This window comes from Aeromonas sp. s5 (assembly GCF_040907865.1).
Lineage (GTDB): Bacteria > Pseudomonadota > Gammaproteobacteria > Enterobacterales > Aeromonadaceae > Aeromonas > Aeromonas dhakensis.
The window spans coordinates 191,446-205,446 of record NZ_JBFOCO010000022.1 but is presented as its reverse complement, the minus strand read 5'-3'; the positions used below and the strand labels follow the sequence as shown (position 1 = coordinate 205,446).

Genomic DNA, 14,001 nt, shown 5'->3' with positions numbered 1-14,001 from the left:
CATGAAAAACCGGAGCCTTGGCTCCGGTTTTTTTATGGGCGCTGTTCATGAACGACATGCCCCTTTACCACCCCGTGCCGGCGGCATGGGGAAAGACGGCGCACATCAGCCACGCCGTCATGCCGTGTATTACTTGGCGACGTTGCCCGCCACGTTGAGCACATCCCAGGTGCGGGAGAAGGGCGGTGCGTAGGCAAAGTCCAGCATGCCGAGCTGCTCCGTGGTCACCCCCATGGTGATGGCGACCGCCAGCGCATCGATGCGGTGCACCGCCCCCTTGCGCCCGAGGATCTGCCCCCCCAGCAGCCGCTTGCTGCCCGCCTCATAGACCAGCTTGACGTGAATGTCGGACTGATCCGGGCAGTAGTTGGTGTGGCACTTGTCCTTGATCACCACGGTGCGGTAATCGAGGCCCATCGCCTTGGCCTCCTGCTCGGAAAGACCGGTACGGCCCGCCTCCAGCTCCAGCACCTTGAGCGCAGCAGAGCCGAGGATGCCCGGGAATTCCTGCTCGGCGCCCGCCAGGTTCTCGCCCACCATGCGCCCCAGCTTGTTGGCGATGGTAGCGAGCGGCACATAGACCTGCTGCTGCTTCACGCTGTGCCAGACGCTGGCACAGTCACCGGCCGACCAGACGTTGGCCAGCGAGCTGCGCCCCTGCCGGTCCACCTTGATGGCGCCGTTGCCGAGCCGCTCGATGCCGGTATCGGCCAGGAACTCGGTATTGGGTTTGACCCCGGTGCAGACCACCACGATATCAGCCTCGTACTCGCCATGGCTGGTGCGCACGCCGGTCACCCGGCCCTCTCCCAGCAGGGCTTCTACCCGCTCGCCGAGATGGAGGGAGACCCCCTGCTCGCGCAGCTCGGTCTCGATATGCTGGGTGATCTCGCTGTCGAACGCCTCGGGGATGACCCGCTCTGCCAGCTCGATCAGGCGCACCTCCTTGCCCTGATGGACCAGCGCCTCGACCACCTCCAGCCCGATAAAGCCGGAGCCGATCACAACAGCACGGGTGTTGGCCTTGTCCTGCACGGCGGCCTTGAGGGCCAGCCCATCGGCCATCCGGCGCAGGCCGAATACCCCTTGCTGCTGCAGGCCCGGGATGGGCGGCATCACTTCGCGGGCGCCGGTGGCGATCATCAGCCGATCGTAGCGATCGGTGAAGGTGTCGCCGTTATGTTCGACCTTCAGCGTCTGAGCATTGGCATCCAGGCTCAGCACCCGGTGGCCGGTCTTGACCTCGATCCCCTTGGCGGCGAACTGCGCCGGGGTGAACTCGGCCATGTAGCCGGGCTCCTGAAACTCGTCGCCGACGAAATAGGGCAGACCGCAGGCACCGAAGGAGATCACCTCGGACGCCTCATACACCACTATCTCAGCCTCTTTGGCCAGTCGGCGCGCCTTGGCGGCCGCACTCATGCCGGCGGCTTCGCCACCGATGATCACGATTCTCATACTTGCTCCTGTCAATGACGCAGGGAGGGCATGCCCTCCCTGTGGTTGATGGCGGAAGGGATCCCCTACCGCGGCGGATCAGATGGTGGACTCTTCGCCGTCCAGGCAGACTTCCTGCTCGCTGTTGAACACCGCCATGTCGGTCTCCCCCAACAGACGGCTGGTGACGGTACCGGCGGTGATGGAGCCGGAGACGTTCAACGCGGTACGGCCCATGTCGATCAGCGGCTCGATGGAGATGAGCAGACCGGCCAGCGCCACCGGGAAGTCCAGCGCGGAGAGCACGATCAAGGCGGCGAAGGTGGCACCGCCGCCAATGCCGGCTACCCCGAAGGAGCTGACGGTGATGATGGCGATCAGGGTCATGATGAAGCCCGGATCCATGGGATTGACCCCCACGGTCGGCGCAATCATGACCGCCAGCATGGCCGGATAGATGCCGGCGCAGCCGTTCTGGCCGATGGTCGAACCGAACGAGGCGGCGAAGTTGGCGATCCCCTCAGGAATGCCGAGCGCCTTGGTCTGGGTCTGCACGTTCATCGGGATGGAACCCGCGCTGGTCCGGGAGGTGAAGGCAAAGGCCAGCACCGGCATGATCTTCTTCAGGAAGCGGGCCGGGTTGATGCCCACCAGCGCCACCAGCAGCAGGTGCACGGCGAACATGATGGCGATGGCACCGTAGGAGGCCAGCACGAAGTTGAGCAGGTTGATGATGTCGGCGTAGTTGGAGCCGGACACCACCTTGGTCATCAGCGCCAGCACACCGTAGGGGGTGAGGCGCAGCACCAGGGTCACCATCCGCATCACGATGACGTGGGCCACCTGCATGAAGTGGCCGAAACTCGCGAAGATCTCCGGCTTCTTGCGGGCGATGCCGGTGGCGGAGAGGCCGATGAAGATGGAGAAGATCACCACGGCGATGGTGGAGGTCTTGCGCGCCCCCGTCATGTCGAGGAAGGGGTTGGCCGGGATGAACTCCAGCACCATCTTGGCAAAGGACATGCTCTCGACGCTGCCGAGGGTGGTCTGCAAAGCCGCCCCGCGGGCGGTTTCGGCGGCGCCGGCGGTGAGCCCCTCGGCGGTCAGACCGAACAGGTTGGACATCAGAATGCCCGCCCCGGCGGCAATCATGGTGGTGAAGATCAGCACGCCAATGGTCATGGCGCTGATCTTGCCAAGGGCGGTGCCACCGTTGAGCTTGAGGATGGCCCCTATGATGGAGACCATGATGAGCGGGATGATGATCATCTGCAGCAGCTTCACGTAGCCGCTGCCGACGATGTCCAGGTAGTCGCCGGTCTGCACCAGCACGTCGGAACCGGCCCCGTAGAGCAGCTGCAGGGCGGCGCCGAACAGGATGCCCAGCCCCAGCCCCGAGAAGACCCGGCGGGTGAAGCTGACGTGGGTCTGCTGCAACCGATAGAGAAACAGTAGCAACATGGCCAGGATGGCCAGATTACCTATAACGCTAAGAGTCATGACGATATTCCCCAAAATGATCGGGCCAGGCCCGAAGTGTGCGGACGAGTGCCCAGTACGCACTCCTCCCTGAAACCTACCGCGTCGTGGCGGCGCGCCCCCCGGTATGGCCGGGGTGGCGTCAACTGGCAGAAAAACGGAGGGTGGCCTGCGCCACCCTCTTGCATCACTCGGCCTTGCCTTGCTGCTTGGCCCGCATGATGTTGATGATCTCGATATCGGTATCCAGCATCCCCTGCTTGGAGAGGCGACCCAGGTTGGCGATGGTCTGATCCACGTCGTCGGAGACGATGCCTTCGCTCTGGGGGACCCGCAGATTGTTGATGGCCATCAGCGAGGATTTCACCGCCGCCGAGGTGGAGGTAGAGACCTTCATGGAACAGGCGCTGCCGGCACCGTCGCAGATGATACCGGAAACGTCGCCAATCATGTTGTTGATGCAGTGACTAATTTGCTCGAACTGACCGCCCAGCAGCCAGGTGATGGCGGCCCCCGCCCCCATGGCGGCAGTGCTGGCGGCACAGAGGGCCGACAGCTTGTTCTGGTAGGTCTTGATGTAGATGGCGACCAGGTGGCTCATCACCAGCGCCCGGGTCAGCTGCTCGTCGCTCGCCTGCAGGAAGCGGGCGGCGGCGACCACCGGCATGGTGGCGGCAATGCCCTGGTTGCCGGATCCTGAATTGGACATGGCGGGCAACATGGCACCGTCCATCCGCGCGTCGGAGGCGGCGGAAGAGAGGCGCATGGCCAGGGTCATCAGGTCATCGGAGAGCAGCTTGCGCTCCACCTGCTCGGTGAGGATCTTGCCGATGCGCAGGCCATACCCCTGCAGCCCTTCGTCCGCCAGCGCCTGGTTCATGGTGGCCGCCTCGCGGATGAAGTCGATCTCGGCCAGCGGTACCTGCAGGGCGAAATCGACAATCTCGCGCAGGGTCATGGCGGGCTTGCTGGCAGGGGCGGCCTGGATCTGCACGCCAGGGGCGCAGTCCTGCGCCATCAGCACCTCGCCATCGCGCTCCATCAGGATGATGCGGGTGTGGTCGGTACAGATCACCACCCGGGCGCTGTGCCCCTCCACCTCCGCCAGCACCTCGGCGTAGAGCACGTCCGGCACATCCTTCACGTCCACCTTGATGGCGGGCAGCAGCGCCTTGGCGGCTTCGACCTGATCTGGCGTGAGAGTCTTGAGCACCTCCAGCCCGGCATCCGGGTTGCCGCCGGTGATGCCGACGGCGGCAGCCACCGGCAGCCCTATCATGCCGGTACCTGGCACCCCGACCCCCATGCCGTTCTTGAACAGGTTGCCGCTGACCCAGACGCTGACGCGGGTCGGCACCTGCCCCAGCAGCTTGCGGCAGTTGGCCGCCGCCAGCGCCACCGACATGGGCTCGGTGCAGCCAAGGGCCGGCACCACTTCACGCTTGAGCAGGGTAATAAAGTCGGTCCATTGTGCGTTCATTGCGATGTGTCTCATGTTCATGGTGCCCGCATGGGGCGTGTATTGTGCTGTCCGGCCCGCCGTGCAACGGCGGAGCGACATATAACCAGTATGGCGGGAGATGCCGGGCTGGCGGCAGCCGAATGAGGGCCACGCCTATGATCGGAGCCGCTGCGGCGCTGGGCAATCCGATCAACTTTTGGTAACGCTAAAGCAATAGGACTCAAATAAAATTGAGCCGACTCGCTTTTTGCGCAGGCATTATGCCCCACTGGCGGTGAAGTGCCACAAAATGTGAACAGGCGCACAACAGGGTGATAGCGGCCCGGTACCGCCGGTTCAAGACGGGGTCAGAGCCCGTAGCGGGTCAGCAGGGCCTGATACTCGGGGGTCTGCTTGAAGGCCTTGAGGGCGAGGGAAAACTGATAGGCCAGCCGTTCGTTGCCGGGCCTGTGGGTAAAGGCGAGAAAGTTGCGGTTGCTCTCGGTCACCATCTTTTCGCTGTGACCTACCTGATCCTGCAGCCCCTGCCCCTTGAGCAGGTAACGGCCCACTATCTGGTTCATCACCACCGCATCCAGCCGGCCGGCCATCATCAGGTGCAGCTGCTTGATCATGTTGCTCTCCCCGGTCATGGGCACCCGGGTGAACAGGGCCGAGGTCAGGAAGGGCTCGCCATAGGCGTAATCTGCCTGGGTGCCGATACGCAGCCCCTTGAGGCTCTCCAGGCTCTGATAGTCGACAGGCTTGCTGAAGGGGAAGAAGATCACTTCGCCGCTCTGGGAGAGGGGTTCATCCGGATAGTGCAGCCACTCCAGCCGCCGCTCCTCGAAGAAGACGTCGACCACGGCATCGCCGCGCTGGAACCTGGCCTCCTGCAGCACCCGCTTCCAGGGCAGCACCTTGACCGTGGTCTGGTAGCCCATCCGTTTGAGCACGGTGCGGGCCAGCTCAAGATCGGCACCGCCCAGACTGCCGTCGTCGAGGCGCATCACATAGGGCGGCCACAGTTCAGTGAGCAGGGTCAGGGTCGGCGGCTCGGCGGCCTGCACCAGGCTCCCCCACCAGAGACAAAACAGGATCCATCCTTTCCGCCACACCATGCCGCGCTCTCCCTCTGTGCATTGGCTGAGGATATACCAAAAAGTAAGTAATAAAAAAGGAGGCCGCAGCCTCCTTTTTGCTTTCCTCTCCAGCGCTTACAGCGCTTTCAGGATGGCCTCGACGCTGGCCTTGGCATCGCCGAACAGCATCTGGGTGTTCTCTTTGAAGAACAGCGGGTTCTGCACACCGGCATAGCCAGTGTTCATGGAACGCTTGAAGCCGATGACGTTCTGCGCCTTCCACACTTCCAGCACCGGCATGCCGGCGATGGGGCTGCCCGGATCTTCCATGGCAGCCGGGTTGACGGTGTCGTTGGCACCGATCACCAGCACGGTGTCGGTATCGCTGAAGTCTTCGTTGATTTCGTCCATTTCCAGCACGATGTCGTACGGGACTTTCGCTTCCGCCAGCAGCACGTTCATGTGGCCAGGCAGACGACCGGCAACCGGGTGGATACCGAAGCGCACCTTGACGCCGCGATCACGCAGCTTCTGGGTGATCTCGGCCACCGGATACTGGGCCTGCGCCACCGCCATGCCGTAGCCCGGGGTGATGATGACGGAACTGGAGTTTTTCAGCAGCTCGGCCACGTCTTCGGCGCTGGTCTCGCGGTATTCACCCATCTCCTGGTCGGCCGTGGAGGCCACACCGTCGGAGCCGAAGCCACCGGCGATCACGGAGATGAAGGAGCGGTTCATCGCCTTGCACATGATGTAGGAGAGGATCGCACCGGAAGAACCCACCAAGGCACCGGTGACGATCAGCAGGTCGTTGGAGAGCATGAAGCCCGCCGCCGCCGCCGCCCAACCGGAGTAGGAGTTCAGCATGGAGACCACCACCGGCATGTCGGCGCCGCCGATGGAGGCAACCAGGTGCCAGCCGAAGGCGAAGGCGATCAGGGTCATCACCAGCAGGGCGAAGGTGGAGCCACCGGCGTTGACGAAGTGGATCATCAGCGCGATGGAGACCACCACGGCCAGCAGGTTCAGCTTGTGGCGGTGCGGCAGCATCAGCGGCTTGGAAGAGATCAGGCCACGCAGCTTGCCGAACGCCACCACGGAACCGGTGAAGGTCACCGCACCGATGAAGACGCCCAGGAACACTTCCACCAGGTGGATGTTCAGCATGGCGCCGGTCAGGTGCTCGACCTGAGCGACGCTGTTGGCCTGTTCGAAGGCGGCGCGGGCCGCGGCCAGAGTGGCATCCAGGTTGGAACCGACAGAGACCACCACTTCAGCCGGAGCAGACGGGTGCAAGTCGATGAAGCTGTTGAAGCCCACCAGCACTGCCGCCATACCCACGAAGCTGTGCAGCACGGCCACCAGCTCGGGCATTTCGGTCATCTCGACCTTGAGCGCCAGACGCACGCCGATGGCACCGCCGATCACCATGGCCAGGATGATCCAGTGAACGCCACTGGTTTCCGGGTTGAATACGGTGGCGAGCAGGGCGATGGCCATACCCGCAATACCGAACAGGTTGCCATGTTTGGCCGTCTCTTGCTTCGACAGTCCCGCGAGACTGAGGATGAAGAGCACGGCGGCAACGATATAGGATGCTGTTACCAGTCCTTGAGACACGTTAAACCCCCTTAATCCTTACGGAACATCTTCAGCATGCGCTGAGTGACGGTGAAGCCGCCGAAGATGTTGATACTGGCAATCAGCACGGCGATGAAGGCCAATGCGGTGACCAGGGTCGACCCTTGCCCAATCTGCAGCAGGGCACCGACCACGATAATGCCGGAGATGGCATTGGTGACCGACATCAGCGGCGTGTGCAGGGCGTGAGAGACGTTCCACACCACGTAGTAACCGACCACACAGGCCAGGATGAATACGGTGAAGTGAGAGAGGAACGCGGCAGGCGCCACGGCAGCAACCCAGCCGAAGGCGGCGATGCCGAGGGCACCGAACACGAACTTCTTGTTGGAGGGTTTGGCCTCTTCTTTCTTGGCAGCCGGTTTGGCGGCGGCCGGCTTCTGCGGGGCGGCAGAGACGGAGATGGCGGGCGGCGGGAAGGTCACTTCACCGGCCTGGATCACCGTCATGTTGCGCTGCACCACGTCTTCGAAGTCGATGGCGACGTTGCCGTCCTTCTCCTTGCACATCAGCTTCATCAGGTTGACCAGGTTGGTACCGTAGAGCTGGGAGGATTGGGCAGGCAGACGACCCGGCAGATCGGTGTAACCGATCACCTTGACGCCGTTGGCGGTGACATGCAGTTCACCCGATACCGTGTATTCGCAGTTGCCGCCAGCCTGGGCAGCCATGTCCACGATGACGGAACCCGGCTTCATGCTGTCCACCATCTCTTTGGTGATCAGCTTGGGTGCCGGCTTGCCCGGGATCAGGGCGGTGGTGATGATGATGTCCACTTCCTTGGCCTGCTGGGCAAACAGCGCCATCTCGGCCGCGATGAACTCTTCGCTCATGACCTTGGCATAACCATCGGAGGAGGAGCCATCCTCGCCGCCGAAGTCCAGCTTGAGGAATTCGCCACCCATGGACTCGATCTGCTCGGCCACTTCCAGACGGGTATCGAACGCACGCACGATGGCACCGAGGGAACCGGCAGTACCGATGGCGGCCAGACCGGCGACGCCGGCACCGATCACCAGCACCTTGGCGGGCGGCACTTTACCGGCAGCGGTGATCTGGCCGGTGAAGAAGCGACCAAACTGGTGCGCGGCTTCAACGACGGCGCGATAGCCACCGATGTTGGCCATGGAGGAGAGGGCATCGAGGGACTGGGCACGGGAGATCCGCGGCACCATGTCCATCGCCATCACATTGATGTTGCGCGCGGACAGCTTTTTGACCAGCTCAGGGTTCTGGGCGGGCCAGATGAAGCTCACCAGGGTGGCACCATCTTTAATTTGTGCGATCTCGGCATCGGTCGGCGCATTGACCTTGAAGATGAGGTCGGCTTGCCAGACGCTCGGCACCACGTTGGCACCGGCAGCCTCGAAGGCGGCATCATCGAAGCTGGCCAGCAGGCCGGCACCGGCCTCGATAGCGACCTCGAAGCCGAGCTTTTTCAGCTGCTCAACGGTGGCCGGGGTCGCTGCGACCCGGGTCTCACCGGCGAGACTCTCTCTCGGTATTCCAATCTGCATGACTATTCCCTGATGGTTAATAAACAATCGCTGCCCAGTGTCGCATTTCTGGCGAAACAAGACATGACCAAAGTGCAGGTCACGGGCCCTTTGTTATGAAAATCAGTAGGCTTTACCTCAACCTCCTGTCATGGTCAGGCCCCCGCTTTTCAGGCGCGAAGGTGATTAGTATCAAATTTTGGAGTTTTATTACAACCGCAGTCCCGGCAGCGCGCGTACAGAATTCAGCCCGTCCCGGACCATGATTTAAAAAAACAAACCAAATTAGCGACTTATACCAGTAAAAAGCGCTGGAAAAAGTGATCCAACCAGTCAAAAAAAATGTTTTACCGGCCCTCTATCTTAGCGCTTTTTGTTCTTACGAAATCCGCACGGATCACAGATATCAGGCCGAAAACGAAAAAAGTAACTGTTTTGTAACAGACAAGGGGCCGTCTACCCGCCAAATAGGCGGATCCGGCCCCTGTTATTTAATCGTTTCGATGGTGACTGACCGGTGTGCCCGGCTTACCAGGCCGCCTCATAAATATGCTGGCTCTGCACCAGGTCGATATCGCCGTGCTCGCCGATGGCGGTCATGCCGTGTTCCGCCAGCTTGCCGAGCAGGGTATCAATTCCTGCGTCCGCCACGCCGTAATCCCGCAGCCGGGTCTTGATCCCCATCCGCTCGAAGAAGTCGCGGGTGGCGGCGATGGCGTCGTCGATGCGCTCAGCCTCGCTGCCACTGCGCAGATCCCACACCCGCTCGGCGTATTGCAGCAGCTTGGCGTGTTTCTGCTGGCGCTTGGCCTGCAGCAGGGCCGGCAGCACCACCGCCAGGGTCTGGGCGTGGTCGAGGCCGTGCAGGGCGGTGATCTCGTGGCCCAGCATGTGGGTGGCCCAGTCCTGCGGTACACCGGCTCCGATCAGGCCGTTCAGCGCCAGGGTGGCACTCCACATGATGTTGGCGCGCACCTCGTAGTTTTCCGGTTCCACCAGTGCCTTGGGGCCCTCTTCCAGCAGGGTCAGCAGCAGGCCCTCGGCGAAGCGATCCTGCACCTTGGCGTTGACCGGGTAGGTGAGGTACTGCTCCAGGATGTGCACGAAGGCATCCACCACCCCGTTGGCCACCTGACGGGCCGGCAGGGTGTAGGTGAGCACGGGGTCGAGCACGGCAAAGCGCGGCATCACGAAGGGCGAGAAGAAGTGCACCTTGTCGCCGGTGCTGCGCCGGGTCACCACGGCGCCCATGTTCATCTCGGAACCGGTGGCCGGCAGGGTCAGCACGGCGCCGAGCGGGATGGCGGAGCGCACTTCGTTGCCCACGGTCTCGAGGATGTGCCAGGGATCCCGGGCCGGATCATAATGGGCAGCCGCGGCGATGAACTTGGTGCCGTCCAGCACGGAGCCGCCGCCGACGGCCAGCAGGAAGTCGACCCGCTCGGCGCGGGCCAGCTCGACCGCCCCCATCAGGGTCTCGTAGGTGGGGTTGGGCTCGATGCCGCCGAATTCAAACAGGGTCATGCCGGCCAGTTCGCTGCGGATCTGGGCCAGCAGGCCACTGCGCACCACGCTGCCGCCACCGTAGGTGATGAGGATACGGGCATCGCGCGGCAGCTGTTCACGCAGCTGGGCGACCTGGCCCTTGCCGAACAGGATCTTGGTCGGGGTATGCAGGGTGAAGTTGTTCATCGACATTGCCTTTTTAGTCTCTGGCGGCCAGGCCGCAAAAATGTGATTGCATTTTTCTCCAGACAACCAATACCATCAAGACAACATCCTGCTAGTTCTTTGCCTATTTCTACAAAGCAGCCAGAACAGATTTCAAGAGCACCCCATGCAGACACGCTACACCGACCTTGCCGCCAAGCTGGCTCGCCACGTCACCGCTCCCGGCATCACTCCCTCGCCGGTGGATCAGGTGAGCCTCATCTACACCACCGAATACCACGGCCGCACCCCGGTGCTCTACCAACCGCGGATGATAGTGATCCTGCAGGGGCACAAGGTAGGCTATCTGGCGGACCAGGTGTTTCGCTACGACCCCAACCACTACCTGCTGATGACCCTGCCGCTGCCCTGCGAGTGTGAGTGCTTCGCCTCCCCCGAGCAGCCCCTCATCGGCTTCTCCCTCGAGATCAACCTGGTGACCCTGCAGGAGCTGTTGCTGGAGCTGGGGGATGCCCTGCCTGCCCCCGCCCCGCAGAAGAGCGGCGTGCATTCGGTGCCCCTGTCTGAGGCCATGTTCTGCGCCGCCGAGCGGCTGATCGATCTGATGGACAAACCCCATCACGCCCGTGTGCTGGGGCCGCAGACGGTACGGGAGATGCTGTTCTACGCCCTGCACGAAGGGGGTGGCCCGGCGCTGCAGGCGCTCGCCAACCGCCACAACCATGTGGGCCAGATCGCCCGGGTGCTGCGTATGATAGAGCAGCGTTTCGCCGACAACCTGACCATGGAGGAGCTGGCGCGGGAGGTGAACATGAGCGTCTCCGCCTTCCACCACCACTTCAAGGCGGTCACCGCCACCTCGCCGCTGCAGTACATCAAGTCGTTGCGCCTCCACAAGGCGCGGATGATGATGCTGCACGACGGCATCAAGGCGGGCACCGCGGCGGCCAGGGTCGGCTACGAGAGCAACTCCCAGTTCAGCCGGGAGTACAAGCGCTTCTTCGGCAGCACGCCGACGGATCAGGCCTCCCGCTTCCGGGAAGGCCAGCTGCGCATCATAGAGGGATAACCAGAGAGGAATTGTTCATGCGTACACTGTTTTGCCTGCTCACCGCCTGCCTGCTGACGGCCTGTACCGGCCTCGCCGACGGCATCCGCCCCGTTACCGGCTTCCAGCTCGACCGCTACCTCGGCACCTGGTACGAGATAGCCCGCCTCGACCATAGCTTCGAGCGCGGACTGGAGCAGGTGAGCGCCACCTACAGCCTGCGCGACGACGGCGGGGTCAGGGTGCTCAATCGCGGCAAGCAGAGTGACGGCAGCTGGCGCGAGGCAGAGGGCAAGGCCTACTTCGTCAACAAACCGGACGAGGCACGGCTCAAGGTGAGCTTCTTCGGCCCCTTCTACGGCGGCTACAACGTCATCGAGCTGGATCCTGACTACCAGCTCTCGCTGGTAACCAGCTACAACCACGACTACCTCTGGATCCTCGCCCGCTCGCCCAATCCGCCCAAGGCCAAAGTAGATGCGCTGGTCGCCAAGGCAGCATCGCTGGGCTTTGCCACCGACCAGCTGATCTGGGTCAAGCAGCCCCCTGAGCCTGTCGTGAAATAAGCAAGGGCAGCCCGCGGGCTGCCCTTTTTCATGGACGTTCGAGCGATGATCAGAGCCGGAAGCGGCCGATCTCCTGCTCCAGCCGCTCGGTCAACCCCTTCAGCTCGGCCGCCTGCGCCGCCTCCTGATTGGCCTGCTCGGCCAGCTCCTGGGAGACGTGGCGGATGTTCTCGGTGTTGCGGCTGATCTCGCTGGTGACCGAGGTCTGCTCTTCGGCCGCCGCCGCAATCTGGGTCGCCATGTCGCTGATGGAACCGATCGCCTCGTTGATCCGCGCCAGGCTCTGGTTGGCGGACTCCGCATCCTCCACGCTGGTGCCCGCCAGCTGGCGACTGGTCTCCATGCCGCCCACCGCCCGGCGGGTGGTCTGCTGCAGGGTCTCGATCATCTGCTGGATCTCGTCGGTGGAGTCGTGGGTGCGGCGCGACAGCACTCGCACCTCGTCCGCCACCACCGCAAAGCCGCGCCCCTGCTCGCCGGCCCGCGCCGCCTCGATGGCGGCGTTGAGGGCCAGCAGGTTGGTTTGCTCGGCGATGCCGCTGATGGTGGCCAGAATGCCGCTGATCTTCTGGGCATGGGCATCCAACTCCACAATGATCTGGCTGGCGTCGGCCACTTCGTCTGCCAGCCCGGTGATGCTGCGCTGGCTCTGGCCGACCTGCGACTGGCCGGATACCGCCAGCTTGACCGCATCGCCCGAGGTGGTGGCGGCAAACTCGGCGTTGCCGGCGATCTCCTGGGTGGCGGAGGCCATCTCGGTCACCGCGGTCGCCACCATCACGATCTCGTCCTGCTGCTGGCGCACCCGCTGGCTGCGGGACTGGGCGCCGGCCGCCTGGGCGCGAGACTGGGCCGCCAGCTCGACGGTAACGTCACGCAGTCGGCTGACGATGCCGTGCAGCCGCGCCACGAACTGGTTGAAGCTCTCCGCCAGCTGACCCACCTCGTCCTTGCTGCGGGTGTTGATGTGGACCGTGAGGTCCCCCTCGCCGTGGGCGATGTCGTGCAGCGCGCCGGCGACCCGACCCAGATCGGCAAACAGGTACTTGAACATGGCGGTGAGCAGGGCGCTGAACACCAGCATCAGCACCAGGGTCAGCCCCATCAGCTGCCACAGCAGGGAGGCGAGCGGCGCCTCCAGCACGTCGCGATACATCACCATGGCCAGCAGCCAGTCGGTGCCCGGCACCGGCTGCACCGCCAGCAGCACGTCGCGCCCGTCGAGGGTGGCGGCGTGCAGCTCGTTGTTCTCGCGGCCCCACTGCTGGAAGGTGGCCGCCGACAGGTCGGGAGAGAGCTCGCCAATCTGCTTGAGCGCCAGCTCCTTGTTGGGGTGGCCGACGATGAGGCCGCTGCTGTCGAGCAGCATGGCGTACCCATCCCCCTGAACCTGCATCGCCAGTACCTCGTCGATCAGCTTGTCGAGCGCCAGGTTGGCCCCCACGGCGCCGACCAGCTCTCCCTGATGACGTACCGGCTCGGAGAGGGTGACCACCAGCTTCTGCATGGTGACGCTGACATAGGGAGCGGTGACGATGAGCTGCCCCGCCTTCACCGCGTCCTGATACCAGGGGCGCTCGCGCGGGTCATAGTTGCCGGTGTTGAGGGAGGGGTCCTGGCGGGTCATCACCCCCTGAGTCGAGCCAAAGTAGGTGAGCCCGAAGCCACCCGAGGTGTAGGCCTGCTTCAGGTGCGGCACCAGCTCGGCCTGCGGGTTGTCGGCGATCAGGTTCACCAGCGCGTGCACCGAGTTCTTGCGATCCGCCATCCAGTCGCCGATGGCGACCGAGTAGGCGTGGCCATAGTTGACCGCTTCGCTCTGGATAGCGCTCATGGTGCGGGATTTGAGGGTGTGAAAGGCAACGATGCCGAGCAGTGAGGCCATCAGCAGCACCACCCCCAGACTGGTGGCCAGCAGCTTGCCGCGCAACGAAAGTGTCATGACTACGGATCCTTGTTGTTGTGACGGGCCAGGGAGAGACCCTTGTTTAATCAAGGCTATCGGCCACATGCTGAACAGACTTTAGTGAATCCTGTCGATTTATCATGACTCGGCAACAGGTTGTGCCACAGCTCACGAAAAACCACCCACTCTTCGGCCGATATCCGTCTCGACAAATGGCTATGCAGGGACGCAATC

10 protein-coding genes are annotated in these 14,001 nt (G+C 63.3%); 2 read left to right on the top strand and 8 right to left on the bottom strand.

The genetic code is table 11. The features are described 5' to 3' along the window. Nucleotides 1–129 precede the first annotated feature (129 nt). The 7 genes from AB5Y94_RS12720 to yqhD form a co-directional block, all read right to left on the bottom strand. On the bottom strand, nucleotides 130–1,458 hold the full coding sequence (locus tag AB5Y94_RS12720) for a CoA-disulfide reductase (protein WP_368205685.1): 1,329 nt from the start codon (nucleotides 1,456–1,458) through the stop codon (nucleotides 130–132). Nucleotides 1,459–1,536: 78 nt separating this feature from the next. Then, nucleotides 1,537–2,937 carry an L-cystine transporter gene (locus AB5Y94_RS12715; RefSeq protein ID WP_017779299.1) on the bottom strand — a complete coding sequence of 467 codons (1,401 nt, stop codon included), beginning with the start codon at nucleotides 2,935–2,937 and terminating at the stop codon, nucleotides 1,537–1,539. 166 nt (nucleotides 2,938–3,103) lie between these two features. Continuing rightward, complete coding sequence (locus tag AB5Y94_RS12710) at nucleotides 3,104–4,411, bottom strand: serine dehydratase subunit alpha family protein (RefSeq protein WP_368205684.1); 1,308 nt, start codon at nucleotides 4,409–4,411, stop codon at nucleotides 3,104–3,106. A 314-nt stretch (nucleotides 4,412–4,725) separates the two neighbouring features. Beyond that, nucleotides 4,726–5,478, bottom strand: coding sequence for an ABC transporter substrate-binding protein (locus tag AB5Y94_RS12705; protein ID WP_017781197.1), 753 nt, complete (start codon nucleotides 5,476–5,478; stop codon nucleotides 4,726–4,728). Nucleotides 5,479–5,574: 96 nt separating this feature from the next. Next, nucleotides 5,575–7,059: a Re/Si-specific NAD(P)(+) transhydrogenase subunit beta gene (gene pntB, locus AB5Y94_RS12700; RefSeq protein WP_005306445.1), complete on the bottom strand. Its 1,485-nt coding sequence runs from the start codon at nucleotides 7,057–7,059 to the stop codon at nucleotides 5,575–5,577. A gap of 11 nt (nucleotides 7,060–7,070) precedes the next feature. Next, entirely contained in the window at nucleotides 7,071–8,597 is a 1,527-nt protein-coding gene (pntA, locus tag AB5Y94_RS12695; protein ID WP_368205682.1) for a Re/Si-specific NAD(P)(+) transhydrogenase subunit alpha, read from the bottom strand. A gap of 507 nt (nucleotides 8,598–9,104) precedes the next feature. Beyond that, a complete protein-coding gene (yqhD, locus tag AB5Y94_RS12690) occupies nucleotides 9,105–10,268 on the bottom strand; it encodes an alcohol dehydrogenase (protein WP_368205680.1) in 1,164 nt (387 codons plus the stop codon). A gap of 145 nt (nucleotides 10,269–10,413) precedes the next feature. Between yqhD and AB5Y94_RS12685 the strand changes: the two genes are divergently transcribed. Together AB5Y94_RS12685 and AB5Y94_RS12680 are read left to right on the top strand one after the other, a co-directional pair. Beyond that, nucleotides 10,414–11,316: an AraC family transcriptional regulator N-terminal domain-containing protein gene (locus tag AB5Y94_RS12685; protein WP_368205678.1), complete on the top strand. Its 903-nt coding sequence runs from the start codon at nucleotides 10,414–10,416 to the stop codon at nucleotides 11,314–11,316. A 17-nt stretch (nucleotides 11,317–11,333) separates the two neighbouring features. Further along, nucleotides 11,334–11,861, top strand: a complete 528-nt coding sequence (locus AB5Y94_RS12680; protein ID WP_368205677.1) for a lipocalin family protein — start codon at nucleotides 11,334–11,336, stop codon at nucleotides 11,859–11,861. Between the two features lie 49 nt (nucleotides 11,862–11,910). Here AB5Y94_RS12680 and AB5Y94_RS12675 read toward each other — a convergent pair whose 3' ends face one another. Then, entirely contained in the window at nucleotides 11,911–13,803 is a 1,893-nt protein-coding gene (locus AB5Y94_RS12675) for a methyl-accepting chemotaxis protein (protein WP_368205675.1), read from the bottom strand. Between the last annotated feature and the right edge of the window lie 198 nt (nucleotides 13,804–14,001).

Bases quoted from the DNA above. Each gene is read 5' to 3' on its own strand.
- AB5Y94_RS12720 (WP_368205685.1), bottom strand. From the start codon at position 1,458: ATGAGAATCGTGATCATCGGTGGCGAAGCCGCCGGCATGAGTGCGGCC.
- AB5Y94_RS12715 (WP_017779299.1), bottom strand. From the start codon at position 2,937: ATGACTCTTAGCGTTATAGGTAATCTGGCCATCCTGGCCATGTTGCTA.
- AB5Y94_RS12710 (WP_368205684.1), bottom strand. From the start codon at position 4,411: ATGAGACACATCGCAATGAACGCACAATGGACCGACTTTATTACCCTG.
- AB5Y94_RS12705 (WP_017781197.1), bottom strand. From the start codon at position 5,478: ATGGTGTGGCGGAAAGGATGGATCCTGTTTTGTCTCTGGTGGGGGAGC.
- pntA (WP_368205682.1), bottom strand. From the start codon at position 8,597: ATGCAGATTGGAATACCGAGAGAGAGTCTCGCCGGTGAGACCCGGGTC.
- yqhD (WP_368205680.1), bottom strand. From the start codon at position 10,268: ATGAACAACTTCACCCTGCATACCCCGACCAAGATCCTGTTCGGCAAG.
- AB5Y94_RS12685 (WP_368205678.1), top strand. From the start codon at position 10,414: ATGCAGACACGCTACACCGACCTTGCCGCCAAGCTGGCTCGCCACGTC.
- AB5Y94_RS12680 (WP_368205677.1), top strand. From the start codon at position 11,334: ATGCGTACACTGTTTTGCCTGCTCACCGCCTGCCTGCTGACGGCCTGT.
- AB5Y94_RS12675 (WP_368205675.1), bottom strand. From the start codon at position 13,803: ATGACACTTTCGTTGCGCGGCAAGCTGCTGGCCACCAGTCTGGGGGTG.